The organism is Streptomyces sp. NPDC055749 (genome assembly GCF_053617235.1).
This window is the reverse complement of the sequence record NZ_JBSHFH010000001.1, coordinates 1-25,364: the sequence shown is the minus strand read 5'-3', so window position 1 is coordinate 25,364 and position 25,364 is coordinate 1. Positions and strand designations below refer to the sequence as shown.

Here is a 25,364-nt window from a genome sequence, read left to right as displayed (position 1 = left end):
GGGCGGCTTCCAGTGCCCGGCATCAGCAACGTATGAAGACTGCCGGATTCCGGCAGTGCGGCGGCGCGGCCACGGCTGACACCATCCGGTCAGCACCACACGGGGGAACGCACGGGGGGAACGCACGGGGACACGGGGAACACCCCGGCTGCCGCAACGCCGTTCGCGGCGACACGGCAGCCGGGACCCTCCCTCCCGTACGGACGTACCGGCCGGGGCTCCGCCGCCCCGGACCGAACGGAAGAGAGCAAGGCATGCTGGGTTTCGTGCCCCCTCTTCCTCAGCAGCCCCAACGCACCGCCACCGGCGGACACATGGTCGTCTGCGGCGACGACACGCTGGCCAGGCGCCTCGCCGTGGAGCTCCGTTACGTCTACGGCGAACGGGTCACCGTGATCCTCCCGCCGGGCCGCGACCCCGGCCATCCCGAGCAGCAGATGACCCAACGCGGTCGTGCGGCAGCCCTGTTCGGGCGGATGTCGGCGGCGATGAACCGCAACGGCGCCGCCGCCGGCGCCACGGGCGGCGGCGACACCAACGCCGGGGTCGAGGCCGTGCGCATCATCGAGGCGCTGGAGCCGTCCGACGAGGTGTTCGAGGAGGCGGGTGTCGACCGGGCCGCCGCACTCGCGCTCGTCTACGACGACGACGAGCGCAACATCCGTGCCGCTCTGACCGCCCGCCGCCTCAACCCGCGTCTGCGCCTGGTCATCCGGCTCTACAACCGCAAGCTCGGCCAGCACCTGGAGACCCTGCTCGACCAGGCGGCGGCCGTCTCCATGCCGGGCCTCGACCCGGCCGCGCTGGACGCCTCCACGACCGTACTGTCCGACGCCGACACCGCAGCGCCCGCCCTCGCCGCCACCGCGCTCACCGGCAGCAGCAAGATCATCCAGGCCGAGGGTCTGCTGCTGCGGGCCGCCGACCGGCCGCCGCCACGGCCCGGCGAGACCGTCGACCCGGGCCTGTGCACGCTCGCCCTGCTCTCCTCAACCACCCATGACCCCGCAGGCGCCGAAGGTTCCGACAGCAGCGGCGACGAGGGGCCCCAGCTCCTGCCCGACGAGCAGTCGGTGGCGGCTGCGACCGGCAGGGGCACGGTCGTCCTGGAGGCCATCAGCCGGGCGGGACCCGACCGGGCCCCTGCCCGGATGGGCGGCCGGGGCGCGCCGCTCGGCCGGCTGTTCTCGCGGCGGCTGCGCTGGTCGGCGGCGGGTGTGGCGGTGGCCGTGGTCGGCCTGGCCGTCGCCTCGGTCCTGACCAACGACTACCACCCGCTGCACGCCGCCTATCTGACACTGCTCGACCTGTTCGCGATGGGCGACCCGGCGGTCGACGACCCGCCGTCCCGCCAGATCATCCAGCTCCTCTCCGGACTGGCCGGGCTGATGCTGCTGCCGCTCCTGGTGGCCGCCGTCCTGGAGGCGTTCGGCTCGCTGCGCACCGCGTCGTCGCTGCGCCGCCCGCCGCGCGGCCTGTCCGGGCACGTCGTCCTCCTCGGGCTCGGCAAGATCGGTACGAGAGTGCTGGTCCGCCTGCGCGAACTGGACGTCCCCGTGGTCGTCGTCGAGGAGGACCCGGAGGCGCGCGGCATCCCGCTGGCCCGGAGCATGCGCATCCCGACGGTCATCGGCGACGTCACCCAGGAAGGCGTCCTGGAAGCGGCCAAGATCCGCCGTGCCCACGCCCTCCTGGCCCTGACCAGCGGCGACACGACGAACCTGGAAGCAGCGCTGTACGCCCGCTCGGTCAAACCGGACCTCAAGGTGGCCCTGCGCCTGTTCGACGACGAGTTCGCCACCGCCGTCTACCGCACCCTGCGCACCGCCCACCCGCATGCCCTGACCCGTTCCCGCTCCGTCTCCCACCTGGCCGCCCCGTCCTTCGCGGTCGCCATGATGGGCCGCCAGATCCTGGGCGCGGTCCCGGTCGAGCGGAAGGTCATGCTGTTCGCGGCCCTGGAGGTGCGCGGCCACCCCCAGTTGGAGGGCCGCACCGTCGAGCAGGCGTTCCGCGCCGGCGCCTGGCGGGTGCTGGCCCTGGACGCGACCCCGCCCGCCGACCGCAGGCCCGACCTGGCCGCCGACGGGGGTGCGGAGCAACCGTCGGGCCTGGTCTGGGACCTGCATCCCGGGTACGTGCTGCGCGCAGAGGACCGGGTGGTGATCGCCGCTACCCGTCGTGGCCTGGCCGAACTGCTGCGCAGGCAGCGCTCGATGACGCCGCGCTGACGGGGGCGCCAGTTTGTGGGTCAGCGCAGACCGCCCATGGCGTCCCGTACCTCGTCGAGGGTCCGCTCGGCGATCTCGTTGGCCCGGTCGTTGCCCGCGCGCAGCACCGACCGTACGTACGCCATGTCCTGCGCGTACTGCGCGCGCCGGGCCCGGATCGGCGCCATCCTCGCGTTGACCGCCTCGGTCACCGTCCGCTTGAGGACGGCGGCGCCGCCGTTCCCGATCTCCTCGGCGAGTTCGTGCGGATCGCGGTCGAGGCAGAGCGCGGCGAGCAGCACGAGGCCCGACACCCCGGGCCTGCCCTCCGGGTCGTACGTGATGTGGCGCTCGGCGTCCGTCTTCGCGCCCTTGATCAGCCGTGCCGTCTCGTCGGCACCGGCGGAGAGCGCGATGGAGTTGGCGCGGCTCTTGCTCATCTTCGTGCCGTCGGTGCCGAGGAGGAGCGGCGCGGCGGAGAGCAGTGCGTCGGGTTCGGGGAACACCGCCCCGTACCGCTCGTTGAAGCGCCGGGCGATGGTCCGGGTCACTTCGAGGTGCGGCAGCTGGTCCTGGCCGACCGGCACCAGATTGCCCTTGCAGAAGAGGATGTCGGCGGCCTGGTGGACCGGGTAGGTGTACATGAGGCCGCTGACCGAGGACTGCCGGGAGTGCGCGATCTCGTCCTTCACGGTGGGGTTGCGGCCCAGTTCGGCGACGGAGACGAGGCTCAGGAAGGGCAGCAGAAGCTGGTTGAGGGCGGGGACGGCGCTGTGGTTGAAGAGCGTGGTGCGCGCGGGGTCGATCCCGATCGCCAGGTGGTCGAGCAGCAGCCCTTCCACGTACTCGGTGAGCCGCTCGGCGACGTCCCGGTCGGTGAGCACCTGGTAGTCGGCGACGAGTACGAAGACCTCCACGCCGAGGTCCTGGAGCCGGACCCGGTTGTGGAGGGTGCCGAAGTAGTGGCCGAGGTGGAGGGCGCCGGTGGGGCGGTCGCCGGTGAGGACGCGGAAGCGTTCCGGGGTCCGTGCGAGCTGCTGCTCCAGCTCGTCGCTGCGGCGCTGGGCGGGCGTGATCACGGTTTCGGAAGCGTTGACGGTCGTGGTCATGGTCGGTCTCTCCTCGCGAGTGCGCGTGATGCGCCGGATACGTGGAGGACGGCCCGCCGAACCGGGGATCCGTACCGCCCGAGGGCAGCAAAAAGGGCCGTCCTTGTCGAACGGCCCTGGTTCCGTGCAGATGAGGTGGCCGCTCCTAGGAGGAGCGCCACCGGTTCCGGCACGGTACGGAGGTCATGGGGGCAGTCTAACGGCCACCCGGCTGGCAGGCCGGGAATGCCTCTGGGAGGAGCGAGAGAGCTTCGGCTCCTCGGACGTGACAGCCTCGGCCCCGCTCACAGGTCGTCGGGCAGCAGCCGGAACGCTTCGTGACCGGTCAGCGGCCGGACCATGCGGAAATGGCGATCGGTGGTGAACATGACGTCGGTGCGGTACGCGGCGGCCAGGGCGACGTTCATCGCATCTGTCATGCCGATGCCCTTCCCCCCGTCAGCGTCCGCGTAGCCCTCGGCGACAGCGATCGCCGCACTCAGATGGGCGGCAACCGACGGCACCTCGAACCGGCGGGTGACCACGTTGCGTTCGATGAACCGTGCCGCCACCAAGGCCTTGCGGGGCCCGCCTCGCGTCGAGATCAGATAGTCCAATTCGGCCAGGACCATCGGGGAGACGATGAGATGGCTGATCGCCGCCAGCCCTTCCTTGTGCGCCTCGTGGCCGGTGATTCGCGCGTCGAGCAGACGGTAGAGGGCGTTGGTGTCGGCAATGGCAATCAGGCTCACGCCCCCATCCCCTTGAGCGCGTCCTCGATCTCATCGTTGGTGAGGTCCGGAAGGCCGAGGTCGGGGAGTTCGATGAGCCCCATGGGGTCGGTGGGGTACGGAGGGATGTCCTCATCACCTATCGGCACCACACGCGCGACGGCAACGCCGTTCTTGGTGACCGTGACGGTCTCGCCGCGAGCTGCGGCGGCAAGGATCTGCGACGACTTCTGGTTGAACTCACGGGCCGTGGTCTCCATGTAGTACATGTTACTACATGGAGGGGGTGCGGGCACATACCGGAGCAGAACCGGACCTGCTGCGTACGGGTGGACACCGCGCGCCCTTCGTTCCGGATCGGTGTCTGCGGCGGTAGACCGGGGGCACGCCGTTTCGTTAAGGAGCCCCGCATGGTGCCACCCGACCGTACCGATGACGCCTACCGCTTCGACGGTCTGCGCGCGATGTACATCAACTGCACGCTCAAGCGGTCCCCGGAGGCCAGCAACACGGACGGGCTCGTCGAGCGGAGCCGCTCGGTGATGGAGGCGCGCGGTGTCACCACCGAGGTCGTCCGGGCCGTCGATCACGACATCGCGACCGGCGTGTGGCCGGACATGACGGAGCACGGCTGGGAGACGGACGCCTGGCCCGCGTTGTACGAGAGGGTGATGGCCGCCGACATCCTGGTGCTGTGCGGGCCGATCTGGCTGGGTGACAACAGCTCGGCGATGAAGCGGGTCATCGAGCGGCTCTACGCCTGTTCGAGCATCCTCAACGACCAGGACCAGTACGCGTACTACGGCCGGGTCGGAGGCTGTCTGATCACCGGGAACGAGGACGGCGTCAAGCACTGCGCCATGAACGTGCTCTACAGCCTCCAGCACCTCGGCTACACGATCCCGCCGCAGGCCGACGCGGGATGGATCGGGGAGGCGGGGCCAGGGCCCTCGTACATGGAGCCGGGGTCGGGCGGGCCGGAGAACGACTTCACCAACCGGAACACCTCGTTCATGGCCTGGAACCTGATGCATCTCGCCGCGATGCTCAAGCGCTCGGGCGGCGTCCCCGCCCATGGCAACCAGCGTTCCGCGTGGGACGCGGGCTGCCGTCCGGACTTCCCCAACCCGGAGCACCGCTGAATCCGGCGCACCGCTGACGGGCCCCGCCCGGACGGCGCACGAGATGTTGCCGCACCTGTCGCCCGAGGAGAGCCTGAGCGGGACGTCCCCAGGTCTCAGCGAGCGCGGACCGCACCGCGCCGGTCGTGGTGGGCGCAAGGAGCACACACTGCGATGAGAGTCATGCTGAGGGCGCATCTGGACACCCAGGTCTCGAATGCGGCGGTCAAGAACGGCACGCTGCAGAAGGTCGTCCAGCAGATGATGGAAGAGCTGAAACCGGAGGCGGCCTACTTCGGGCCGAGCGAGGGCGGGCGGTGCTGCACGTTCGTCTTCGACATGGCGGACAGCTCACGGCTGCCCACCATCGCGGAGCCGCTCCTCGACCATCTCGGCGCGAGGATCGAGATCCAGCCGGTGATGAACGGCGAGGACCTGAAGAAGGGTCTCGCCGCGGTGAAGCGGGACTGACTTCGGGGCAACCGCCCGGCCGGTCCGGGCGGTTGCCCACCATCGCCCAGTGGGATGAAATGCGCGTTTCGCCCAACTCGGTTCTACTGAGGTGTCATGAGCGCCCTTCCGTTCCATGACACGACCAGTTCCGAGAACGCCGACCGCGGTTGCGGCGCGGCCTTCCCCGGCCTCCCCGTCGTCACGCCGTAGGGGAGGCCTTTCCTTGCGCAGCAAGAAGAAGACGAAACTGGGCCGGCCGACACCCTCCGACGTGTCGGCCGGTCTGGTGACCGGGCTCTTCTCCATCCCGGAGGGCATGGCGTACGCGGCGATCGGCGGCTTCAACCCGGTCACCGGTATCTACGCGGGCGTCGTCCCGACCATCCTGGGCTCCTTCTTCGCCCGTACCGTCCTGATGGTCACGACGCTCACCTCCGCCATCGCGCTGACCTCGCAGAGCGTGCTGTCCGGAGCGCATCTGGACCCCAAGGACGCGGGGAACATCGCGACCGTCGTGGTGCTGGCCGGGATCATCATGGTGGTGCTGGGGCTGCTGAAGCTCGGCGCCGTCATGAGCTTCGTCTCCAACGCCGTGATGACCGGCTTCTCGACCGGGATCGCCCTCCAGATCATCACCGGTTCCCTCGACGACGCCACCGGCTACGAACCCGAAGGCCACAACCGGCTCACCCAGCTCTTCGACTGGCTGATCCATGCCGCCGACTGGAAGCTCGCCGCCACCCTGACCGCCCTCGTCACCGTCGCCGTGTGGGCGCTCGTCCGGCTGGTCAGGAAGCTGGAGCCGGTCTCGATCCTGGTCGCGCTCGTCGTCGTCAGCCTGGGCGTCGGGGTGCTGTCGGTCGATGTGGAGCTGGCCCGGGACATCGCCCGCATCCCGGCGGCGCTGCCCCACTTCACCGCCCCCGATCTCTCGGTGATCGGCGAACTGCTCCCCGGCGCGTTCGCGATCGCCCTGGTCGCGCTGGCCCAGGCCACGTCCATCGGCCCGACCGTTCCCAATCCGGACGGCTCCAAGTCCTCCGTCGACGGCGACTTCGTCGCGCAGGGCATCGGCAACATCGGCGGCGGGCTCTTCGGCGCGCTGCCGGCAGGCGGTTCCATGTCCCGTACCGGAGTCGCGGTCGGTGCGGGCGCCCACACCCGGTGGACCGGGATCTTCGCGGGGCTGTGGCTGGCCCTGCTGGTGCTGACGCTCGGCTCGCTGGCCGAGCGGATTCCGATGCCGGTGATCGGCGGGCTGATCATCGTGATCGGCTGCGAGCTGATCTGGGGGCGCCGCAAGGACATCCTGCTGGTGCTACGTACGTCCCCGCTGTCGGCGGCGGCCATGGTCGTCACGTTCGTCGCCACCACCCAGCTGCCGTTGCAGCAGGCGATCATCATCGGTGCGCTGCTTTCGCTGCTCCTGTACTGCGTGCAGGCCGCCCGCCAGGGCGGGCTGCGGAGGCTGGAGCGCGGTGCGGGGCCGGGCGCGTGGAGGTTCACCGAGCCGCCGGCCCGGGTCGGGCCCGGCGAGGTCGTCGTCCTCTTCTACGACGGTACGAGCCTGTTCGCGGAGGCCCCTCGGATCGACGCCCAGTGGCCCGACATGTCGCGGGCGCGCGGCGCCGCGGTGGTGCTCTCGCTGCGTACCGCCCCGGACGTGCCGTCCTCGGTGGTGCTGAAGCTGCTGGGGCGGTACGCCCGTGACCTGGAGAAACACGGCGGTCGGCTCTATCTGGCGGGGGTCGAGCCGGGTCTCGCGCGGGTGCTGCGCCGGACCGGGACCACGGCGGAGCTGGGTGAGGACCGGGTGCTCCCGGCCCGGGAGGAGATCTTCGGGGCGCAGGAGGAGGCGATCGCGCGGGCCGAGCGGTGGGTCGCGGAACAACAGGGCTCCGACCAGCAGGAATCGTTGCGTCCGGGGAGTGCGGAATAGGTCGGGTGGGTGCCCCGTTGTAGGGTGTGTTCACATAGTTCAATATTCAACCAAAACTTGAAGGGCGGGCGTCATGCAGTTCGGGATCTTCACCGTCGGAGACGTCACCACCGACCCCACGACCGGCCGGACACCGAGCGAGCACGAGCGCATCAAGGCGACCATCGAGATCGCGCTCAAGGCCGAGGAAGTGGGCCTGGACGTCTTCGCGACCGGCGAGCACCACAACCCGCCCTTCGTCCCGTCCTCACCGACCACCACGCTCGGCTACATCGCCGCCCGCACCGAGAAGCTGATCCTGTCCACGTCCACCACGCTGATCACCACCAACGACCCGGTGAAGATCGCCGAGGACTACGCCACGCTCCAGCACCTCGCGGACGGCCGCATGGACCTGATGATGGGCCGCGGCAACACCGGCCCCGTCTACCCCTGGTTCGGCAAGGACATCCGCCAGGGCATCCCGATGGCGATCGAGAACTACGCCCTGCTGCACAAGCTGTGGCGCGAGGACGTCGTCGACTGGGAGGGCAAGTTCCGCACGCCGCTCCAGTCCTTCACCGCCACCCCGCGCCCGCTGGACGGCGTCCCGCCGTTCGTCTGGCACGGCTCCATCCGCTCCCCGGAGATCGCCGAACAGGCCGCCTATTACGGCGACGGCTTCTTCCACAACAACATCTTCTGGCCCATGGAGCACACGGAGAAGATGGTCGACCTCTACCGCAGGCGCTACGCCCACTACGGGCACGGCACCGCCGAGCAGGCCATCGTGGGCCTGGGCGGCCAGGTGTTCATGCGGAAGAACTCGCAGGACGCGGTACGGGAGTTCCGCCCGTACTTCGACAACGCGCCGGTCTACGGACACGGGCCCTCGCTGGAGGACTTCAGCGAGCAGACCCCACTGACCGTCGGCTCCCCGCAGGAGGTCATCGAGCGGACCCTGTCCTTCCGTGACTCCGTCGGCGACTACCAGCGCCAGCTGTTCCTGATGGACCACGCGGGACTGCCGCTGAAGACGGTCCTGGAGCAGCTCGACATCCTCGGCGAGGAGGTCGTGCCCGTACTGCGCAAGGAGTTCGCCCGTCTGCGCCCGGCCGGTGTGCCGGACGCCCCCGTCCACCCGGCGGTCACCGCCGCCCGCTCCCCGCAGAAGGAGGGCTGACCACCGTGTTCGCCACCGCACCCCTGAAGATCGTCGCCGTCTCGGCCGGGCTGAGCAGCCCCTCTTCCACCCGGCTGCTGGCCGACCGGCTGGCCGAGGCCGCCCGTGAGCGGCTGGAGGCCGACCAGGACCGCAGGATCGACGTACGGATCATCGAACTGCGCGACCTGGCCGTCGACATCGCGAACAACCTGGTCACCGGCTTCCCGCCGCGTGCCCTGAAGGACGCGATCGAAGCGGTGACGGAGGCGGACGGTCTGATCGCCGTGACGCCGGTCTTCACCGCCTCGTACAGCGGACTGTTCAAGTCGTTCTTCGACCTGATCGACAACACCGCGCTGACCGGCAAGCCCGTCGTGATCGCGGCGACGGGCGGCACGGCCCGGCACTCGCTGGTCCTCGAACACGCGCTGCGCCCGCTCTTCGCCTATCTGCGGGCCGTCACCCTGCCGACGTCCGTGTACGCGGCGTCGGAGGACTGGGGCTCGTCGGGCGACGAGTACACCGAGGGCCTGCCCTCCCGCATCCGGCGGGCGGGCGGCGAGCTGGCATCGGCGGTGCTGGGGCGGACGGTCTCCGGGGCGTCGAAGGCGCTCGGCCTCGACGACGGCGACGAGGCGGTCGTGCCGTTCGAACAGCAGCTCGCCGACCTCCGGCTGAACTGACGCCGAGTGGAGAAATGTCAGGTTTGATTAGATTTGGACCGAACGTCTTACCAAGCTGAACCGAGCTGAACCCGAGCTGAACCGAGCTGGAGGCAGACATGGGCAGGATCGTCGTGGGCGTGGACGGCTCCGAGACATCGATCAAGGCGCTGCACTGGGCCGTACGCCAGGCCGAGCTGACGGGCGATTCCGTCGAGGCCGTGAACAGCTGGGAGTACCCCGCGACCAGCTGGGCGTCCATGATGCCGGGCATGCCGGAGGACTTCGATCCGCAGGCCCTGGCGACGGTCTCGCTCACCGAGGCACTGGAGGAGGCCCTCGGCGCCGAGGGCGCAGCCGCCGTCAGCAAGATCATCGTGATCGGCAACCCGGCACAGGCCCTGCTGGACCGGGCCAAGGGCGCGAATCTGCTGGTCGTCGGCGCACGCGGATACAGCGGCTTCAAGGCGACGCTGCTCGGCTCGGTGAGTCTGCACGTCACCCAGCACGCACCGTGCCCGGTGACGGTCGTACGGGACTGACGGGGACAACACGGGATGGGCGGCCCACAGGACGGGCCGCCCATCCGAGCGTCAGGGTCCTTCCACGCGCGTCAGGCGGACTGCGCCTTCACGTGGTCGATGACCTCGTTGAACTCCTTCGTGGGCGAGAAGTCCACGTACTCGCAGTCCTCCAGCGCCTCGGGAGCATGACCCGGCGACCAGTAGAACGCCTGCCCCGCCTCGTACACCTCGTCCCCCGCCTTGGTCCGCATCTTCAGCCTGCCCTTGAGCAGATAGCCCCAGTGGGGGCACTGGCACAGGTCATCGGGCTGCCCCTTGAGCGCCGGGGACATGTCCGTGCCCTTCGGGAACCGTACGAAGGCGACGGTCATGTCTCCCCCGACGTCCCGCATGCGCAGTTCGACACCGTCGTGCTCGATGGCGACGGGCGTTTCCGTCCGTGTCATTGCCGTCATGACTCCTCCAGGGCCGGTCGGCTGTGCGCGCCCCGAGCTTCCCGCCCTTCAAGTCTGTTCCCGGCCCGGGTGCTGTGCGACCTGTAGGGAAATCAAGCCCCTGGACGGTCACTTCCGGTTGTACAGCCGCATCGTCACCGAGCCGAACACGACCACGAAGAGTGCCGACCACCCCAGCGACCAGGCGATCTCCGTCGCGGGCCACTCGCCGGCCATCAGTTCCCGTACCGCGGACGCGAGGTGCGTCACCGGACTGTTGTTCACGAACGCCTGGAGCCAGCCCGGCATCGTGACCGGGTCGACGAACACGTTGCTCAGGAACGTCAGCGGGAAGATCACCATCATGCTGACGCCCATCACCGACTTCTCGGTGCGCAGCATCAGCCCGAACATGGTCCAGATCCACGAGAACGCGAACGAGAACACCACCAGCAGGGCCACGCCCGCCAGCACTCCGACGGGTCCGCCGTCCGGGCGGTAGCCGATGATCATGCCGACCGTCAGCATCACCGCCGAGGCCAGTACGTAGCGCAGGACGTCGCCGAGCAGATAGCCGACCATCGCCGCGGGGCGCCAGATCGGCAGCGTACGGAAGCGGTCGAAGACTCCCTTGGTGATGTCGGTGTTGACCGCGACGCCCGTGTACATCGTGATCATCACGACGCTCATCACCAGGATGCCGGGCAACAGGAACTGGATGTACTCCTCGGTGGAACCGGCCAGCGCACCGCCGAAGAGGTACGTGTACATCAGCACCATCATGATCGGGAACGCCGTCACGTCGAAGAGCTGTTCCGGCACATGCTTGATCTTCAGCATGGCCCGCCAGCCGAACGTGAGGGACGCCGACAGCGCGCTCGGCCTCGGCGGTCTCTCCTGGCCGACCAGCAGGGCCGCCAGGCTCTCCGCGTCGGGCGCGGCGAGTGCGGCGTCCTCAGGCAGCCCGGTCCTGTCAGTCGTGGTCGTCATGCCGCCACTCCCTTCTTGTCCGTGAGTGCGAGGAAGACCTCGTCGAGGCTGGGCTGTCCCAGCGAGAAGTTGTCCACGGTGATCCCGCAGCGGGCCAGCTCCGCCAGCGCGCGGGCGGCCTGTTCAGCGGCGCCCTGGTCGGTGGCGTGTCCGTCGACCCGGGCGGTGAGCGCGACCGGGTCGGGGTCCAGCTGCACGGTCGCGTTCAGCGCGAGGGACAGCACCCGCTCGGCCTCGGGGCGCTGGGATGCATCCCGCAGACGCAGATGTACGGAGCCGGCGCCTACCGACGCCTTCAGCTCGCCCTTCGTCCCCTCGGCGATGACCTTGCCGTGGTCGATGACCGCGATCCGGGACGCCAAGTGGTCGGCCTCGTCCAGATACTGGGTGGTCAGCATGACCGTCGTGCCCTGCGCGACGACGGCCCGCACGATGTCCCACACCTGGTTGCGGCTGCGCGGGTCGAGCCCGGTCGTCGGCTCGTCGAGGAAGAGCAGGTTCGGGGTGTTGAGGATGGACGCGGCGATGTCGATGCGGCGGCGCATACCGCCCGAGTAGTTCTTCACCTGCTTGCCCGCGGCCTCGCTCAGACCGAACGCCTCCAGCAGCTCCGCGGCGCGGGTACGTGCCGCCGGCTTCGCGTGCCCGAGGAGCCGGGCGAGCAGCACCAGGTTCTCGGTGCCGGTCAGGTCCTCGTCCACCGAGGCGTACTGCCCGGTGAGACTGACCAGGCTGCGGACCGCGTCGGCGTCCTTCACGACGTCCTTGCCGAACACCCGTGCCTCGCCGCCGTCCGGGCGCAGGAGGGTCGCCAGCATCCGTACGGTGGTGGTCTTCCCTGCGCCGTTCGGTCCGAGGACGCCGTAGACCGTGCCGGGCGGGACGGCGAGGTCGACGCCGTCGACCGCGCGGTTGTCGCCGAAGATTTTCACCAGCCCGTTGGTCTCGATGGCCAGTTCCGTCGTCATGTTCCATTCCTTGTCGGGTCGGTGTCGGTCGATGGGCGGCGGGGCGACGGCGCAGTGCGACCGCCAGAGGCTCCGGCGGTCGCGTCCACGGGCGGTGGAGCTCCCGTGCTCAGTCCTCGCGCGTGTAGTAGACGTAGAAGGCGACGCAGGCCACGCCGGCTCCCACCCACGCTCCCATTACGGCGGACCTCAGCACGCTGGTATCGGTGAGACTCGTCAGAAATCCGATGGCGCAGGCCGTCAGCGCGCCGAACGCCGCCGCCCGCAGTTCACGCGGCAGCACGTGCCGGTAGCGGCCGAGTGCGAAGCAGAGAGCGGCGAAAACGACACCGGAGACCACTCCGAGCACGGCCTGGCCGCCGGTGGCCGCGCCGCCGTCCCGGTCGATGAAGGCTGCGTAGAAACCGAAGATCACGCCCAGTGCCACGGGCACTGCCCAGGCGAGCGGACCGTGGTGCCGGGCCGTCGTACCCGTACGGGATCCGCGGGACCTGCGGGATCCGCGGGACGGCATGGCTGCGTGGGTGGTCATGGCGGAGAGCTCCTTCCCTCGCCCCCGTTTCTCCAGAGCACACCCGACCGCGCCGCCCGGCAACTCGAATGGCGTACGGCCCGGGGCGCCCGGAGCCCGTACGGGATTCCCTGAGCCTGTGCGCACCTACCTCTCCGTGTCCCTGTCAGCGGTCCTGCTCGTGCTGCTCGCCGTTCTGGTGCCCCTGAGCGCACTGTCGGCCTGGGTCGACCTGGAGATCGACGACACGGACCGGTACGTCGCCGCTCTCTCCCCTCTCGCCTCCGACCCCGATGTGCAGAGCACGGTGACCGAACTGGTCACGGACGAGTCGATGAGGCAGTTGGATCTGGGGCCGCTCCAGGAACCCGTCGAGGAGCTGCTGCGCGGCGCCGTGCAGTCCTTCACCACGACGGAGGCGTTCCAGAGGTCCTGGGACCTCGCGAACCGGACCTCGCACAAGGCGATGAGCGAGGTGCTGAACGGTGACGGCGGCCAGGCCGTGACCATCGACCTGGCTCCGGTGATCGAGCAGGTCAAACAGGAGCTGCTCAAGGACGGGGTGCCGTTCGCCGATCAGATTCCCGTCCAGCGCACCGATATCACTCTGATCTCCGCCGACCGCGCGGACGAGGTGCGGGACCGTATCGGATGGCTTCGGTACAGCAGCGTCTGGCCGGCGGTCGGCACCCTCGTGCTGCTTGTGCTGGTGGTGGGCATGGCGGCGGTACGGCGCGGGCTGCGGGGCGCCCTGTTCGCCGCCTCGGTCGCCGGGGTGGGCCTGGTGCTCGGCGCGCTCGTGCTACGGGTGCTGGTCGCGGTCGGCCGCGGCCGGGTGCTGGACGAGGTGCCGGACAGTGACCGGGACGGGGCGGCGGCGGTGTTCGACGCGCTGACAGCCTCGCTGCGGACGACGGTGTGGGTGGTGCTGCTGGCCGGAGCGGTACTGGCGGTCGGCGCCCTGGTGACGCGGGTACTGCTGACGCGCCGGGCGGCCCGCTGAGTCGACGTGCGCTCCCGCGCGGGCCGGGCGAGAGTGGGAATCGTGAGTGTCGGGGGCGACTGAGAGGTCATGCGCATGCGAGCCATCGCCGTGAGCGCGTTCCGCGCGGAGCCCTGTCTCGTCGAGGTCCCCAAGCCGGAGCCCGCGGCGGGCGAGGTGCGAGTGAAGATCGAGTACGCGGCGCTCAACCCGCTCGACTGGCAGACCGCTGACGGCGCCGGGGGCGATCCTGTCCGGCAGGTGTTCCCGCTGGTCATCGGCGTGGACTTCGCGGGCAGGGTCGACATGATCGGCAGCGGCGACAACACCTTCCGGGTGGGCGACGCGGTCCTGGGCCGGGTCACGGCGAAGGTCCTGGGGACCGGAACGTACTGCGAGTACGTGTCGGTTCCGCAGGACTCCCCGATCGTCCTGGCCCCCGACGGCCTGCCGCCCCGGACCGCCGCCGCGCTCCCGTCCGCCGGGATGGCAGCGGCCCAGATCCTGGAGGCCGTGGCGGTGCGCCCCGGCGGGCGACTGCTCGTCATCGGTGCGGCGGGCGGCGTCGGCAGCTGTCTGACCCAGCTCGCCACGGCCCATGACGTGCGGGTCCTCGCGGCGGTGCGCGGCGACGAGCGGACGCGGATGGGCGCGCTGGGGGCCACCCTCACCATCGACACGACGACCGGGAACGGGTCCCTCGAAGCAGCGGTACGTGAGGTGTGCCCGGCCGGCGTCGAGGCGGTCGTCGACCTCACCTCCACCGGCCCGGCCTCCTTCGCTACGCACGCCGCGCTGGTGCGTACGGGCGGAGTCGCCCTCAGCACCCGGGGCGCCACGGGTCCCGGAGCCGCCCGCGCCGGCATCCGGTGCGCCGACTTCCGGCTGGCCCCGACCGCCGTCCTGCTCGCCACCCTCGCGAAGGCGACCGCGAGCGGGGCGCTGAACGTTCCCATCGGCATCGAACTCCCGCTGGAGAAGGCCCCGCAGGCGCTCGCCGAGAACCGGGCGGGCGGAGCGCGCGGCAAGACCGTCTTTGCACTCTGACATCCGAGAGAGGCGTCATGGGCGACCAAGACATCTTCGACCACATCGACAGCCTGATCACCGAGGAACGGGCCCTGCGCGACCGGTCCACCGAGAAGTTGGGCCTCTCCACCGAGGACAAGGCCCGTCTGCGTACGGTGGAGGTCGAACTCGACCAGTGCTGGGACCTCCTGCGCCGGCGCCGAGCCCTCAGCGAATTCGGTGAGGACCCGTCAACGGCGAAGGTCCGGCCCGCCGAAGAGGTCGAGAACTACGAGAGCTGACTGAGCGCGGGGGAACGCACGGAGGGGGCACGCAGTGGCCGGGGCCGACGCCGAACGGAAGCGCGCGGCACCGCCGCCCTGGCTGCTGAGCGGGCTGCTCCCGCAGTCCGCCCCCATCCCCTGGGCCGCCGTCGCCCGCGCATCCGTGGCCCTGGCCGCCCCGCTCGCCGTCGGCTTCGCCGTCGACCGGCCGGAGTACGGCGCGCTCGTCTCGATGGGCGCCCTGTCCGGTGTCATCGGCGACACGGCCGACGCCTACCGGATGCGCGTCCTCAACATCGCCGTCCCGCAACTGTTCGGCGCGCTGGGCATGATGCTCGGCACCCTCGTCTTCGATACCGGCTGGGCGGCCGTCGCCGTACTCACCGTCGTCGCCCTGGTCTCCGGGATGATGTCGACGATCGGCGCCGTGGCCTCGGTCTCGGGGCTGCTGCTCCTGCTCAACTCGGTGGTCGGCGCGGGGCTTCCGATGCCGAACCCCTGGTGGGTGGCGCCACTGCTGCTGACGCTCGGCGGCCTCGTGGTGCTCGTCCTGACACTCCTGGCCTGGCCGCTGCGCGGGAAACTCCCCGAGCGGGTCGCCGTGGCCGACACCTACCGGGCCATCGCCGATGTGCTGGCCGCCGCCGGGACACCCGCGTACGAGGAGCGGCGCCAGGCCGTCACCCAGTCGCTGAACGCCTCCTACGACCTGGTCCTCGCCCGGCGGGCGCGCTATCACGGGCGCAGCACCTCCATGGTGCGGCTGCTGTCCCAGCTCAACGCCGTGATCCCACTCGTCGAGGCCGCCCCCGCGGTCCATATGACGCGGCGCCCGCTGCCCGAAGAGATCCCGGCAGCGGTACGCGTACTGGCGGACGACGTCGAAAGGAGCCGCACCGGTGCGCCGGTGCCCGGACTCCCGGCCCCCGACTCGCCCGCCACGCGCGCGGTCGACAGCGCCCTGCGGCATACGGCGACCGTCGTCCACAAGGCCGAGCCCGACCCGTACAACGTGGATGACCGGCTGGGACGGCCCGCCGCACTGGGCGTACGCGTCCGGCGGGCGACCCGCAGTGTGCTGTTCTCCGAGACGTCCTGGCGGTACGGGCTGCGCCTGGCCCTCTGTATCGGCCTGGCCCAGGCGCTCACCTCGCTGATCGACGTGGAGCGCTCGTACTGGGTCGCTCTGACCGTCACCTTCGTCCTCAAGCCGGACTTCGGTTCGGTCTTCTCCCGGGCCGTCCTGCGCGCGGTGGGCACGGCGGCCGGACTGGTCATCGCGACGCCGGTGCTGGCCGAGGTGCCCATCGGGTGGTGGGACGTGCCCGTCATGATGGTCCTCGCCGCGCTCATCCCTGCGTTCACGGCGAAGGGCTACGCCTTCCAGACGGCGGCGATCACCCCGGTCATCCTGCTGCTGTCCGACCTGCTGAACCACCAGGGCATCGACCTGGTGGCACCACGCCTCCTGGACAGCCTGCTCGGCTGCGCCATCGTGCTCGTGGCGGGCTATCTGCTCTGGCCGGAGAGCTGGCACACCCGGATCGGCTCCCGGCTCGCCGACGCGGTGACGGACATCGCCGACTACGTCGCGTGCGCCTTCGACGGCCTCGAAGCCGACCAGGCGGAACGGGTGCGGTCCCGGCGCAGGCTCTACCGCGACCTGTCGGCCGTACGGTCAGAGTTCCAGCGGGCCCTGACGGAGCCGCCGCCGGTCGGGGCGCGCGCCGCAGCCTGGTGGCCGCTGGTCGTCGCCGTCGAACGGATCGTGGACGCGACGACGGCGGCGCGGGTCCGGGTCAACCACGGGGCTCCGGCGCCGCGGCCCGATGAGGTGGCCGCGATCGAGCAGCAGTTGCGGGAGCTGTCGGAGGGAATGCGGTCGAGCGAGGTACTGGTGGAGGTGCGGGCCGAGCTGACGGGTGACGAGGACAGCGTGCTGGAACCGCTGCGCCAGGAGGTGGCGGCGGCCAGGGCGATCGCCTCGCCCCAGCCGTAGCGTCTCGTCGGCCGAGCTGCGTGTTTCACGTGAAACACGCAGAGTGACCAAACGCAAGGTGACCGCTCACCGGTCCGGCCCGGGTCCCCGCTCCTGAAGGCGCTCCATCTCGCGCCGGTCCCGCTTGGTGGGGCGGCCCGTGCCGCGGTCGCGGACGGGCACCTGGAAGGCGACCTCGCGGGGCGGCGGGGGCGGGCTGTTGTCGACGAAGCACTCGACCGCCACCGGGGGGCCGACCCGCTTCTTCACGATCTTCGACACGACCACGATCCGGTCCCGGCCGTCGTGCCGGAGCCGTACCTCGTCGCCGGTGTGCAGCGCCTGGGCGGGCTTGGCCCGGTCCCCGTTGACCCGCACGTGCCCTGCCTTGCAGGCGGCCGCGGCCTGCGAACGGGTCTTCGTCAGCCGGACCGACCAGATCCAGACGTCGACGCGGACGGTGCCCTCCGCCTGCGGTGCCTCACCGGAAACCATGGGACCGACTCTAATGCGGCGTACGCGCGCGGGCGCCGTACAAGCGGACTTTCGCCCGGCTGTACGACGCCCGCGGGAATCACGGTGGGTCAGGAACCGAAGTCGCTGATGACCTCGGACATGTTGTAGCTGTACATCTCACGCTCGCACGCACCGCACTTGCTCGGGGCGTGCTCGCTCAGCGAATAGAGCTGCGGGGCGAAGCCGTCACCTCGCCCGTGCGCGAGGTAGAGGTCCTCGGGGCCGAAGGAGGACTCCAGGATCTTCGGGTTGCCGACGAGCTGGGTCGTGCCGTCGACCGACTGCGGGGTGGCCTGGAGCAGCCGCCCGTTGTCATAGGCGTTGCTGCGGTGGAAGTACCACTTGCCCTCGTACCGAGTGACGCCCTGCATCTTGTGCCACAGATTCTCGCCGTTGAAGGTGGCGCCGGTCGGCAGGCCGTACGCGAGGTCGGCGCTGGCGCCCGTCCCGGCGGCACCCTCGACCGCGGCCGTCAGGGCGGTCATCGGGTAGGTGCCCACACGGCCGGGGCTGGTGATCGCGGCGTCGTCGGGATCGTTGTTCTTGGTGTTGCAGTACTCGCCGAGCACCATGTGGTCGGTGCCGGTCCGGTCGAGGGAGATGTACGAGGCCTTCGGGCGGCCGGTGGTGTAGCACTGGTTCTTGCTGGTGGGCTTGTCGATCTTCGCCGTGGTGAACTTCAGCGTGGCGACCTGGGGCATGACGTAGCGGTAGCCGTAGCCGTACCAGACGTTGCTCTGACGGCCGACCCGCTTCTTCTCGATGACGTCGCTGACCAGACCGTCCGGGGTGGGGTCGTTGACGTCGGCGTTGTTGTCCGGGTTGAGGTCCATGATCTTGCGCATGTCGAAGACGCGCATGCCGTTGGCGGTGTCCGCGACGTACAGGTAGTCGCCGTACCAGACCATGCCGCCGGCGTGTATGCCTTCCTGCGCCTTGCAGGAGGCCGTCACGCTGGTCGTGCACTTGCCCTCACGCGCGTGCAGCGCGTCGAAGGAGATGTGGTCCTTGGAGTTGACGTAGGGCCAGACCAGCAGCACGTGGCGGTACATCTGGGTGGCCTGGTTGAAGAAGCTGACCCGTATGCCCTTCTCGTTACAGGCATCGGACGCGGCGTCCTGGACGCAGTTGTCGGCGCCCGATATGTAGTTGCTGCGGCCGGGGTTCTCGGCGTCGTACCCCGCCACGGCGATCGGCTCGGCGTTGGACGTACCCCAGTCCTCGTCCTCCTGGGCGTCCGAGACCCCGGTGATGGCCTGAGGAACCCATTCGCTGGAGACGGCGTCGTCGTCCTTCCAGCAGATGCGGTGGTTGGTCGCCAGGTCGGGACCGTAGATACCGGTGGTGCCACAGGCCCCCTCCCAGCCCGCGGGCCGGTTCGCCTGCTCCATGAGCTCGGTGAGACCCTGTTTGGGCAGCGCGGCGTCGAGCTGATTCACGAGACCGGTGAGGCTGGACCCCGCCGCCAGGTGGAAGTCCCCGACCCTGCCGGGGACGGGGGCTGCCTGCACCCCGGCGTCGCTCTGGGCCGACGACGCGGCAGAGGCCAAGTCGTCCTGCTCGCCCTCGGGTTCGTTCTCGAAACCGTCGTCGGGCATACCTTCGCTGCCCGGTACCGGTTCCACCGCCGCCACGGCTTCCGTGCGGGGGGTGGCCGGGACGGCGGTGGCGCCGGTGGCGGGGACGAATGCCGTGAGCATCGCCCCAGCCACCGCGGTACAGACCGCGAGACGTGTTCTGCGGGACGGAATTCCCATGCGGGGGCCCTTCGTGAGAAGCGTGCGGATCACCGGGGGGTGACTGGGTGTCAGCCACGCCGGCCGGTCACGCTAACAAGGCGACTCGGACCCCATGCGCACATGTGTACGACGTACATCAGCCCTGCACCTCATGGGCACAGGGCTGATGCTTTGCCGGATTCGGCAGGGGGAACGCGGCTCGGTCAGACGCCGATGTCCCTGCCGTCCTTGCGCCAGACGGCGACGACGGACGGGCGGACGATCTTCCCCGGACCGTCCGGCCAGCTGCTCGCCGGCTTCTCGACGGTCGCGCCGTCGATCTCGCCCGGGTGCTGCACGGCGACCAGGACACGACGGTCCTGGATCACCGGGCCGCAGGTCTCGGCGCCGGTCGGGACGGTGAGGAACTGCTTCAGCTCACCGCGCCGCTCGCCCTGCGTCGCGACACCGAACAGGCCGTCGTGGGAGCCGAGCTGGTTGCCGTCCGTGGAGATCCACAGGTTGCCGTGGTCGTCGAAGGCCACGTTGTCCGGGCAGGAGATGGCGCTGACCTTCTCCTTGGGGAAGCCCGCGAAGTACGTCGCGGGGTCGTTCGGGTCGCCCGCGACGAGGAAGAGCCGCCAGGCGAAACCGTCGCCCGCCGGGTCGTCCCAGTGCTCCGCCAGCTCCAGGATCTGGCCGTGCTTGTTGAGGTTGCGCGGGTTCGCCTCGTCCGCGCCGGCCTTGCCCGCCTTGCCGCGGTCGGTGTTGTTGGTGAGCGCGATGTACACGCGGCCGGTACGCGGCGAGGGCTCGACGTCCTCGGGGCGGTCCATCTTCGTGGCGCCGACCTTGTCACCGGCCAGGCGCGTGAAGACGTACACCTCTTCGGCCGTCATGCCGGGCACGTGCGAGGTGTTCCCCGTCGCCAGCGGAATCCACACACCGCTGCCGTCGAACTCGCCGTCGGAGGGCAGCTTGCCGGTGCCGTCGAACTCGGCGGCCGGGGAGTCGCCGGTCAGCTTGGCGACGTACAGCGTGCCCTCGTCCAGCAGGGTCAGGTTGTGCTCGCGGGCGGACCGCGAGTTCCCCTTCTTCATCTGCTTGCTGGAGACGAACTTGTAGAAGTAGTCGAAGCGTTCGTCGTCGCCCATGTACACGACCGGGCGTCCGTCGGCGGTCAGCCGGGGCTGCGCCGCCTCGTGCTTGAAGCGGCCCAGAGCGGTCCGCTTACGGGGAGTGGACTCCGGGTCGAACGGGTCGAGTTCGACGACCCAGCCGTGGCGGTGCGGCTCGTTGGGCTCCTGCGCGACGTCGAAGCGCTTGTCGAAACGCTCCCACTTGCGCTCGGTGGTGGTGGAGCCGATGCCGTACCGCTTGTCGGTGGCACTCGAACCGTTGGCGAAGTACTGGTTGAAGTTCTCCTCGCCGTGCAGCGTGGTGCCCCACGGCGTGGTGCCGCCCGCGCAGTTGTTGAGCGTGCCGAGGACCTTGCGGCCGGACGGGTCGGCGGACGTACGGAGCAGAGGGCTGCCCGCGGCCGGACCCGTGACCCGGAACTCGCTGGTCGCGGTGAGGCGGCGGTTCAGCGGGTGACGGCCGACCGCGCCGAGCTTGCCGGTGCGGTGCTCCTCCTGGACCACGACGACGGAGAGTCCGTGCGCCGCCCAGGCGATCTCGACCTGCTCACGGGTCGGATTGGCCGGATCATAACCACGGAACATGAGGTTCTCGTCCGTGTACTCATGATTGGCGACCAGGACCTGACGGCCGTGCTCACCCCGGAGCGGGAGCAGCGAGAGGAAGTCGACGTTGTAACCGAACTGGCCCGCCTGCGCCTTCGCCGTCTGACGGTCCGGGTCGAAGGCGGGGGCGCCGCGCAGAATCGGCTCGCCCCAGCGGAGCACGATGTTCTGCTCGTAACCGTCCGGGACGGTGACCTTGTCGTCCTTGTTGGGTGCCACGGGCGCGAAGCGCAGACCACGAGCGCCCGAAACGCCGGAATTGTTCGGGTACTTCGGTGTCCGGCCCGGTCCGGCGAGGGCGGCGGCCTCGGCCTGCGGGGCGGCCGGACCGGCGAGGGCGGCGGTCCCGGCAGCGGCGGCAACGGTCACCACGGCGGCGGCGCGCATCATCGACCGGCGCGACAGGGCACCGGCGATGACATCGCCGGCGTACTCGTTGTCGCTGGTGTTCGGTATCTCCTGGAAGCAGGCGTCACCGCAGCGGTAGCGGCAGGTCAGCCCAGAGCGCCCGCCCGGATGCGAGCTGATGAGCGGCAGCAGATTGCGCACGTGGATTCCCTCCATCTGTGTGTCCTGCGTGACGGTAGGTGCGCATTCACGCGGTACGAGGGACTCCCGGTGAACGAGGGGTGAAGTCCGGGCCACCGCTGCTCTCCGCCCTTGGCCGGAATTCGGCAATGCCTCGGTTGGGGCTCGGTTGAGGCTCAGTTGTCCCCGGGGCGGGCCGTGCAGCCGAACGGCCGGATCCGGCCGCTAACCTTACGTATCCGCCCTGGCCAGGGATCAATTTCCGCAGGTCGGACATTTACGCACCCAACTCATGCGAAAGGCTTGGCCCATGGGCATTCGGAGCTTGCTGCGCAAGGTGTTCGGCCGCACGGAGCAGGACGAGTCGGCAACGGCCACCGTCCCGCCCCAGGCCGAGCGCAACCAGCCCACGGAGCCGGAGCCGGAGACGACTTCGGCGGCCGAGCCCGCACCGGCCGCGAAGGCGTCGGTGCCCGCCCCGGCCTCCTCCTCTCCCTCCACCTCCCCCTCCTCCTCGACTTCTTCCTCCGCCTCTTCCGCCTCCTCCGCCTCGGCGACCACGCCTGCAGCGCGGTCCGGCGAGCACGAGAGCGGACTGGCCTCGGACCTGGTGGCGGCTGCCTTCGACAAGGCCGCCGCGGCTTCGTCGTCCGCCCCGGCCGCCACGCCGACGGTCCCGGCCCAGGGCACCGACCCCGACACGAAGCCGGCCCCGAAGACGGAGGCCACCCCCGAGCCGGTCGCCGAGCCGGTCGCCGAAGCGGTCATCGAGCCGGTCGCCGAAGCGGAAGCCGCGCCCGAGGCAGCGGCCGAGCCGGTCGCCGCCGCGAGCGAGCCGGAGGCCCAGGCGGAGCCGGAGCCGGAGCCGATCAGCATCGAGCTGGACCCGGAGCCGGAAGCCGCCGTGATTCCGGCGGCCGAGGCGGAGACGACCGAGCCCGCCCCCGAGTCGACCCCGGAGGCAGCCCCCGAGCCCGCCACCGAGGCCGACATCAAGGTCGAGGCGGAGCCGGCCGCCGAGGCAGAGGCCCTCCCGGAGCCGGCCGCCGAGGTCGCGGCCGAACCGGAGCCCGACTACACCTGCGCCATCATTCCGCCCGCTGCCCCGGAGCCCGTCGCCACGGAGCCCGTGGCCGCCGAGCCCACCCCTGTGGAGCCCGTGGCCGCCGAGCCCACCCCCGTGGAGCCCGAGGCCACCGACAGCACCACCGACAGCCCCGCCGATACCCCCGCCGCCAAGCCGGCCGTGGCCCTCGCCCGGGTCAAGACCCGCGCACCCGGGCTCGTCGCCCCGTACAAGGCCGCGCAGGCCGGGCTCAAGGAGCACGGGCTGACCGGGTTCCGCGCCACCGTGTACCTGGTGCTCGACCGGTCCGGCTCCATGCGCCCGTTCTACAAGGACGGCAGCGCCCAGCACCTGGGCGACCGCACCCTGGCCCTCGCCGCGCACCTGGACGAGACCGCCACCGTGCCCGTCGTCTTCTTCTCGACCGACATCGACGGCACCGGGGCGATCGACCTCACCGCCCACGAGGGCCGGATCGACGAGCTGCACGCCGGGCTCGGCCGCCTGGGACGTACGAACTACCACCGGGCCGTCGAGGAGATCGTCGCCCACTACGAGAAGTCGGAAGCCACCGGTCCGGCCCTCGTGATCTTCCAGACGGACGGTCCCCCGGACGCCAAGCAGGCCGCCAGGCAGGCACTGGCCGACGCGGCACGGCTTCCGCTGTTCTTCCAGTTCGTCGCCTTCGGTGACGAGGATGCCAAGGGCTTCGACTTCCTGCGCAGGCTCGACGTCGAGAACGCCGCGTTCTTCCACGCGGGCCCGGCCCCGCGCGAGGTCCCGGACGCCACGTTCTACCGGGAGATCCTGTCCGCGCTCCCCGCCTGGGCCGCCACCCGCGAGGCCTGATCCACAGCTGATCCACACCTGATCCACCTGCGCGAATGACAGTCACGGCGGTGCCCGCCCCAGCGGCCGGGTACCGCCGTCGCCGTTATCCGTGCGAGGGGATCAGCCGGGGGCCGTTAGGATTTCGACCATGGCGGCCACTGGAACCGAGAAGCAGGAGTCGAGCGAAGGCGTGAAGGCCTTTTACGTATCGACCCCCATTTACTACGTCAACGACGCTCCTCACCTGGGCCACGCCTACACGACCGTCGCAGGCGACGTGCTCACGCGCTGGCACCGTCAGCGCGGCGAGAAGGTGTGGTTCCTCACCGGCACGGACGAGCACGGTCAGAAGATCATGCGCACGGCCGAGGCGAACAACGTCACCCCTCAGGCCTGGTGCGACAAGCTCGTCGAGGAGGCATGGAAGCCCCTCTGGGAGCACCTGAACGTCTCGAACGACGACTTCATCCGTACGACGGAGAAGCGGCACACCGACCGTGTGCAGGAGTTCGTGCAGGACCTGTACGACAAGGACGAGATCTACAAGGGCGGGTACGAAGGCCCGTACTGCGTGGGCTGCGAGGAGTACAAGCTCCCCGGCGATCTGATCGAGGATGCGGACGGCACCAAGCTGTGTCCGGTCCACAAGAAGCCGGTGGAGATCCTCAAGGAGGAGAACTACTTCTTCAAGCTGAGCGAGTACGGCCCGAAGCTGCTGGAGTTCTACGCGGCCAACCCCGGCTTCATCCAGCCCGAGTCCGCCCGCAACGAGGTGCTGAACTTCGTCAAGCAGGGCCTCCAGGACCTGTCGATCTCGCGCTCGACCTTCGACTGGGGCGTCCCGGTGCCGTGGGACGAGAAGCACGTGATCTACGTGTGGGTCGACGCGCTGCTCAACTACGCGACGGCGGTCGGCTACGGCTCCAACCAGGAGAAGTTCGAGGGCACCTTCCCCGCCAACGTCCACCTGGTCGGCAAGGACATCCTCCGCTTCCACGCGGTGATCTGGCCCGCGATGCTGATGGCGCAGGGTCTGCCGCTGCCGGGCCGGGTCGCGGCCAACGGCTGGCTGATGGTCGGCGGCGAGAAGATGTCCAAGTCGAACCTGACCGGCATCAAGCCGCAGGACCTGACCTCGCACTTCGGCGTGGACGCGTACCGCTGGTACTTCCTGCGTGCGATCGCGTTCGGCAGCGACGGCTCGTTCTCGTGGGAGGACTTCTCCGCCCGCTACACCTCCGAGCTCGCCAACGACTACGGCAACCTGGCCTCGCGCCTCGCCGCCATGGTCGGGAAGTACTTCGGCGGGGCGCTCCCGGAGGCCACGGCCGCCGGTGACGCCGAGCAGGCGGTACGGGAGGGCCTGGCGAAGGCCATCACCACGGCCGACGCGAAGATCGGCGAGGAGCTCGACTTCCAGGCCGGCATCCTGGCGATCTTCGACTTCGTGAAGCAGGTCAACGGCTACATCACGGAGCAGGAGCCGTGGAAGGTCGCCAAGGACGACTCGCCGGAGGGACAGGCCCGCCTCGCGACGATCCTTTACACCGCAGCCGAGGCGCTGCGCGGTGTGGCCGTCCTGCTGAACTCGGTGATGCCGGAGACCTCGCAGAAGCTGTGGGAGTCCCTGGGCGCCGAGGAGTCCCTGGGCGCCCTGGCCGACCAGCGGGTGCAGGACGCGGGCACCTGGGGTCTGCTGCCCGCGGGCGCGACGGTGACGAAGGGTGCGGTGCTGTTCCCGCGCCTGGAGGAGAAGCCCGCGTAACCCAGACCGGCCGATGCCGGAGGGGGGGGGGCCCCCCCCCCGGGGGATCCCCGGGGGCCCCGGCCCCCCGGGGGGGGGGGGGGGGCGGGCCCGGGGGGGGGGGGGGGGGGGGTGGGGGGGGGGGGGGGGGGGGGCCCGGGGGGCTCCGGGGCGGGCACCGTTCCGGGC

23 protein-coding genes are annotated in these 25,364 nt (G+C 70.3%); 13 read left to right on the top strand and 10 right to left on the bottom strand.

Translation table 11 applies throughout. The features are described from left to right. Nucleotides 1–254: 254 nt before the first annotated feature. Nucleotides 255–2,231, top strand: a complete 1,977-nt coding sequence (locus ACWGO0_RS00115) for an NAD-binding protein (RefSeq protein ID WP_453525512.1) — start codon at nucleotides 255–257, stop codon at nucleotides 2,229–2,231. A 20-nt stretch (nucleotides 2,232–2,251) separates the two neighbouring features. On the opposite strand, the gene trpS is transcribed toward ACWGO0_RS00115, so the two are convergent. From trpS to ACWGO0_RS00100, 3 genes are all read right to left on the bottom strand, one after another. Continuing rightward, nucleotides 2,252–3,319 (bottom strand): tryptophan--tRNA ligase, encoded by a 1,068-nt coding sequence (gene trpS / locus ACWGO0_RS00110; protein ID WP_453525509.1) that lies wholly within the window; start codon nucleotides 3,317–3,319, stop codon nucleotides 2,252–2,254. Between the two features lie 284 nt (nucleotides 3,320–3,603). After that, nucleotides 3,604–4,050 (bottom strand): PIN domain-containing protein, encoded by a 447-nt coding sequence (locus ACWGO0_RS00105; protein WP_453525506.1) that lies wholly within the window; start codon nucleotides 4,048–4,050, stop codon nucleotides 3,604–3,606. Then, a complete protein-coding gene (locus ACWGO0_RS00100; protein ID WP_453525503.1) occupies nucleotides 4,047–4,289 on the bottom strand; it encodes a type II toxin-antitoxin system Phd/YefM family antitoxin in 243 nt (80 codons plus the stop codon). The genes ACWGO0_RS00105 and ACWGO0_RS00100 overlap by 4 nt, the downstream gene beginning before the upstream one ends. 150 nt (nucleotides 4,290–4,439) lie before the next feature. On the opposite strand from ACWGO0_RS00100, the gene ACWGO0_RS00095 reads away from it, so the two are divergent. The 6 genes from ACWGO0_RS00095 to ACWGO0_RS00070 all read left to right on the top strand — a co-directional run bounded on the left by ACWGO0_RS00095 (nucleotide 4,440) and on the right by ACWGO0_RS00070 (nucleotide 9,890). Beyond that, nucleotides 4,440–5,171, top strand: coding sequence for a flavodoxin family protein (locus tag ACWGO0_RS00095; protein ID WP_453525500.1), 732 nt, complete (start codon nucleotides 4,440–4,442; stop codon nucleotides 5,169–5,171). A gap of 153 nt (nucleotides 5,172–5,324) precedes the next feature. Beyond that, nucleotides 5,325–5,621: a hypothetical protein gene (locus ACWGO0_RS00090; RefSeq protein ID WP_453525497.1), complete on the top strand. Its 297-nt coding sequence runs from the start codon at nucleotides 5,325–5,327 to the stop codon at nucleotides 5,619–5,621. Nucleotides 5,622–5,826: 205 nt separating this feature from the next. Then, a complete protein-coding gene (locus ACWGO0_RS00085; protein WP_453525494.1) occupies nucleotides 5,827–7,542 on the top strand; it encodes a SulP family inorganic anion transporter in 1,716 nt (571 codons plus the stop codon). A 73-nt stretch (nucleotides 7,543–7,615) separates the two neighbouring features. Next, entirely contained in the window at nucleotides 7,616–8,704 is a 1,089-nt protein-coding gene (locus ACWGO0_RS00080; RefSeq protein WP_453525491.1) for an LLM class flavin-dependent oxidoreductase, read from the top strand. Between the two features lie 5 nt (nucleotides 8,705–8,709). Beyond that, complete coding sequence (locus ACWGO0_RS00075; RefSeq protein ID WP_453525488.1) at nucleotides 8,710–9,369, top strand: FMN reductase; 660 nt, start codon at nucleotides 8,710–8,712, stop codon at nucleotides 9,367–9,369. A gap of 98 nt (nucleotides 9,370–9,467) precedes the next feature. Continuing rightward, a complete protein-coding gene (locus ACWGO0_RS00070; RefSeq protein WP_453525485.1) occupies nucleotides 9,468–9,890 on the top strand; it encodes a universal stress protein in 423 nt (140 codons plus the stop codon). 71 nt (nucleotides 9,891–9,961) lie between these two features. Here ACWGO0_RS00070 and ACWGO0_RS00065 read toward each other — a convergent pair whose 3' ends face one another. The 4 genes from ACWGO0_RS00065 to ACWGO0_RS00050 form a co-directional block, all read right to left on the bottom strand. Then, nucleotides 9,962–10,327 carry a hypothetical protein gene (locus ACWGO0_RS00065; RefSeq protein ID WP_453525482.1) on the bottom strand — a complete coding sequence of 122 codons (366 nt, stop codon included), beginning with the start codon at nucleotides 10,325–10,327 and terminating at the stop codon, nucleotides 9,962–9,964. 108 nt (nucleotides 10,328–10,435) lie between these two features. Then, nucleotides 10,436–11,296: an ABC transporter permease gene (locus ACWGO0_RS00060; RefSeq protein WP_453525479.1), complete on the bottom strand. Its 861-nt coding sequence runs from the start codon at nucleotides 11,294–11,296 to the stop codon at nucleotides 10,436–10,438. Next, nucleotides 11,293–12,264 carry an ATP-binding cassette domain-containing protein gene (locus ACWGO0_RS00055; RefSeq protein ID WP_453525476.1) on the bottom strand — a complete coding sequence of 324 codons (972 nt, stop codon included), beginning with the start codon at nucleotides 12,262–12,264 and terminating at the stop codon, nucleotides 11,293–11,295. The genes ACWGO0_RS00060 and ACWGO0_RS00055 overlap by 4 nt, the downstream gene beginning before the upstream one ends. Before the next feature lie 109 nt (nucleotides 12,265–12,373). Next, nucleotides 12,374–12,796: a hypothetical protein gene (locus ACWGO0_RS00050; protein ID WP_453525473.1), complete on the bottom strand. Its 423-nt coding sequence runs from the start codon at nucleotides 12,794–12,796 to the stop codon at nucleotides 12,374–12,376. A gap of 118 nt (nucleotides 12,797–12,914) precedes the next feature. Between ACWGO0_RS00050 and ACWGO0_RS00045 the strand changes: the two genes are divergently transcribed. The 4 genes from ACWGO0_RS00045 to ACWGO0_RS00030 all read left to right on the top strand — a co-directional run bounded on the left by ACWGO0_RS00045 (nucleotide 12,915) and on the right by ACWGO0_RS00030 (nucleotide 17,048). Beyond that, nucleotides 12,915–13,778: a hypothetical protein gene (locus ACWGO0_RS00045; protein ID WP_453525470.1), complete on the top strand. Its 864-nt coding sequence runs from the start codon at nucleotides 12,915–12,917 to the stop codon at nucleotides 13,776–13,778. 75 nt (nucleotides 13,779–13,853) lie between these two features. Then, nucleotides 13,854–14,804 (top strand): NADP-dependent oxidoreductase, encoded by a 951-nt coding sequence (locus tag ACWGO0_RS00040; RefSeq protein ID WP_453525467.1) that lies wholly within the window; start codon nucleotides 13,854–13,856, stop codon nucleotides 14,802–14,804. 17 nt (nucleotides 14,805–14,821) lie between these two features. After that, nucleotides 14,822–15,067: a DUF2630 family protein gene (locus tag ACWGO0_RS00035; RefSeq protein WP_453525464.1), complete on the top strand. Its 246-nt coding sequence runs from the start codon at nucleotides 14,822–14,824 to the stop codon at nucleotides 15,065–15,067. Between the two features lie 34 nt (nucleotides 15,068–15,101). After that, on the top strand, nucleotides 15,102–17,048 hold the full coding sequence (locus tag ACWGO0_RS00030) for an FUSC family protein (protein ID WP_453525461.1): 1,947 nt from the start codon (nucleotides 15,102–15,104) through the stop codon (nucleotides 17,046–17,048). A gap of 66 nt (nucleotides 17,049–17,114) precedes the next feature. On the opposite strand, the gene ACWGO0_RS00025 is transcribed toward ACWGO0_RS00030, so the two are convergent. From ACWGO0_RS00025 to ACWGO0_RS00015, 3 genes are all read right to left on the bottom strand, one after another. Continuing rightward, nucleotides 17,115–17,522: an RNA-binding S4 domain-containing protein gene (locus tag ACWGO0_RS00025; protein WP_453525458.1), complete on the bottom strand. Its 408-nt coding sequence runs from the start codon at nucleotides 17,520–17,522 to the stop codon at nucleotides 17,115–17,117. Between the two features lie 89 nt (nucleotides 17,523–17,611). Next, the gene (locus tag ACWGO0_RS00020; protein ID WP_453525455.1) at nucleotides 17,612–19,300 is read right to left on the bottom strand and encodes a hypothetical protein; all 1,689 of its coding nucleotides are present in this window, start codon (nucleotides 19,298–19,300) and stop codon (nucleotides 17,612–17,614) included. Nucleotides 19,301–19,485: 185 nt separating this feature from the next. Continuing rightward, nucleotides 19,486–21,555, bottom strand: coding sequence for a PhoX family protein (locus ACWGO0_RS00015; protein ID WP_453526364.1), 2,070 nt, complete (start codon nucleotides 21,553–21,555; stop codon nucleotides 19,486–19,488). A 289-nt stretch (nucleotides 21,556–21,844) separates the two neighbouring features. Between ACWGO0_RS00015 and ACWGO0_RS00010 the strand changes: the two genes are divergently transcribed. Both ACWGO0_RS00010 and metG read left to right on the top strand, forming a co-directional pair. Next, nucleotides 21,845–23,449 (top strand): VWA domain-containing protein, encoded by a 1,605-nt coding sequence (locus tag ACWGO0_RS00010; RefSeq protein ID WP_453525452.1) that lies wholly within the window; start codon nucleotides 21,845–21,847, stop codon nucleotides 23,447–23,449. A 130-nt stretch (nucleotides 23,450–23,579) separates the two neighbouring features. Next, nucleotides 23,580–25,196, top strand: a complete 1,617-nt coding sequence (gene metG, locus ACWGO0_RS00005) for a methionine--tRNA ligase (protein ID WP_453525449.1) — start codon at nucleotides 23,580–23,582, stop codon at nucleotides 25,194–25,196. Nucleotides 25,197–25,364: the final 168 nt, after the last annotated feature.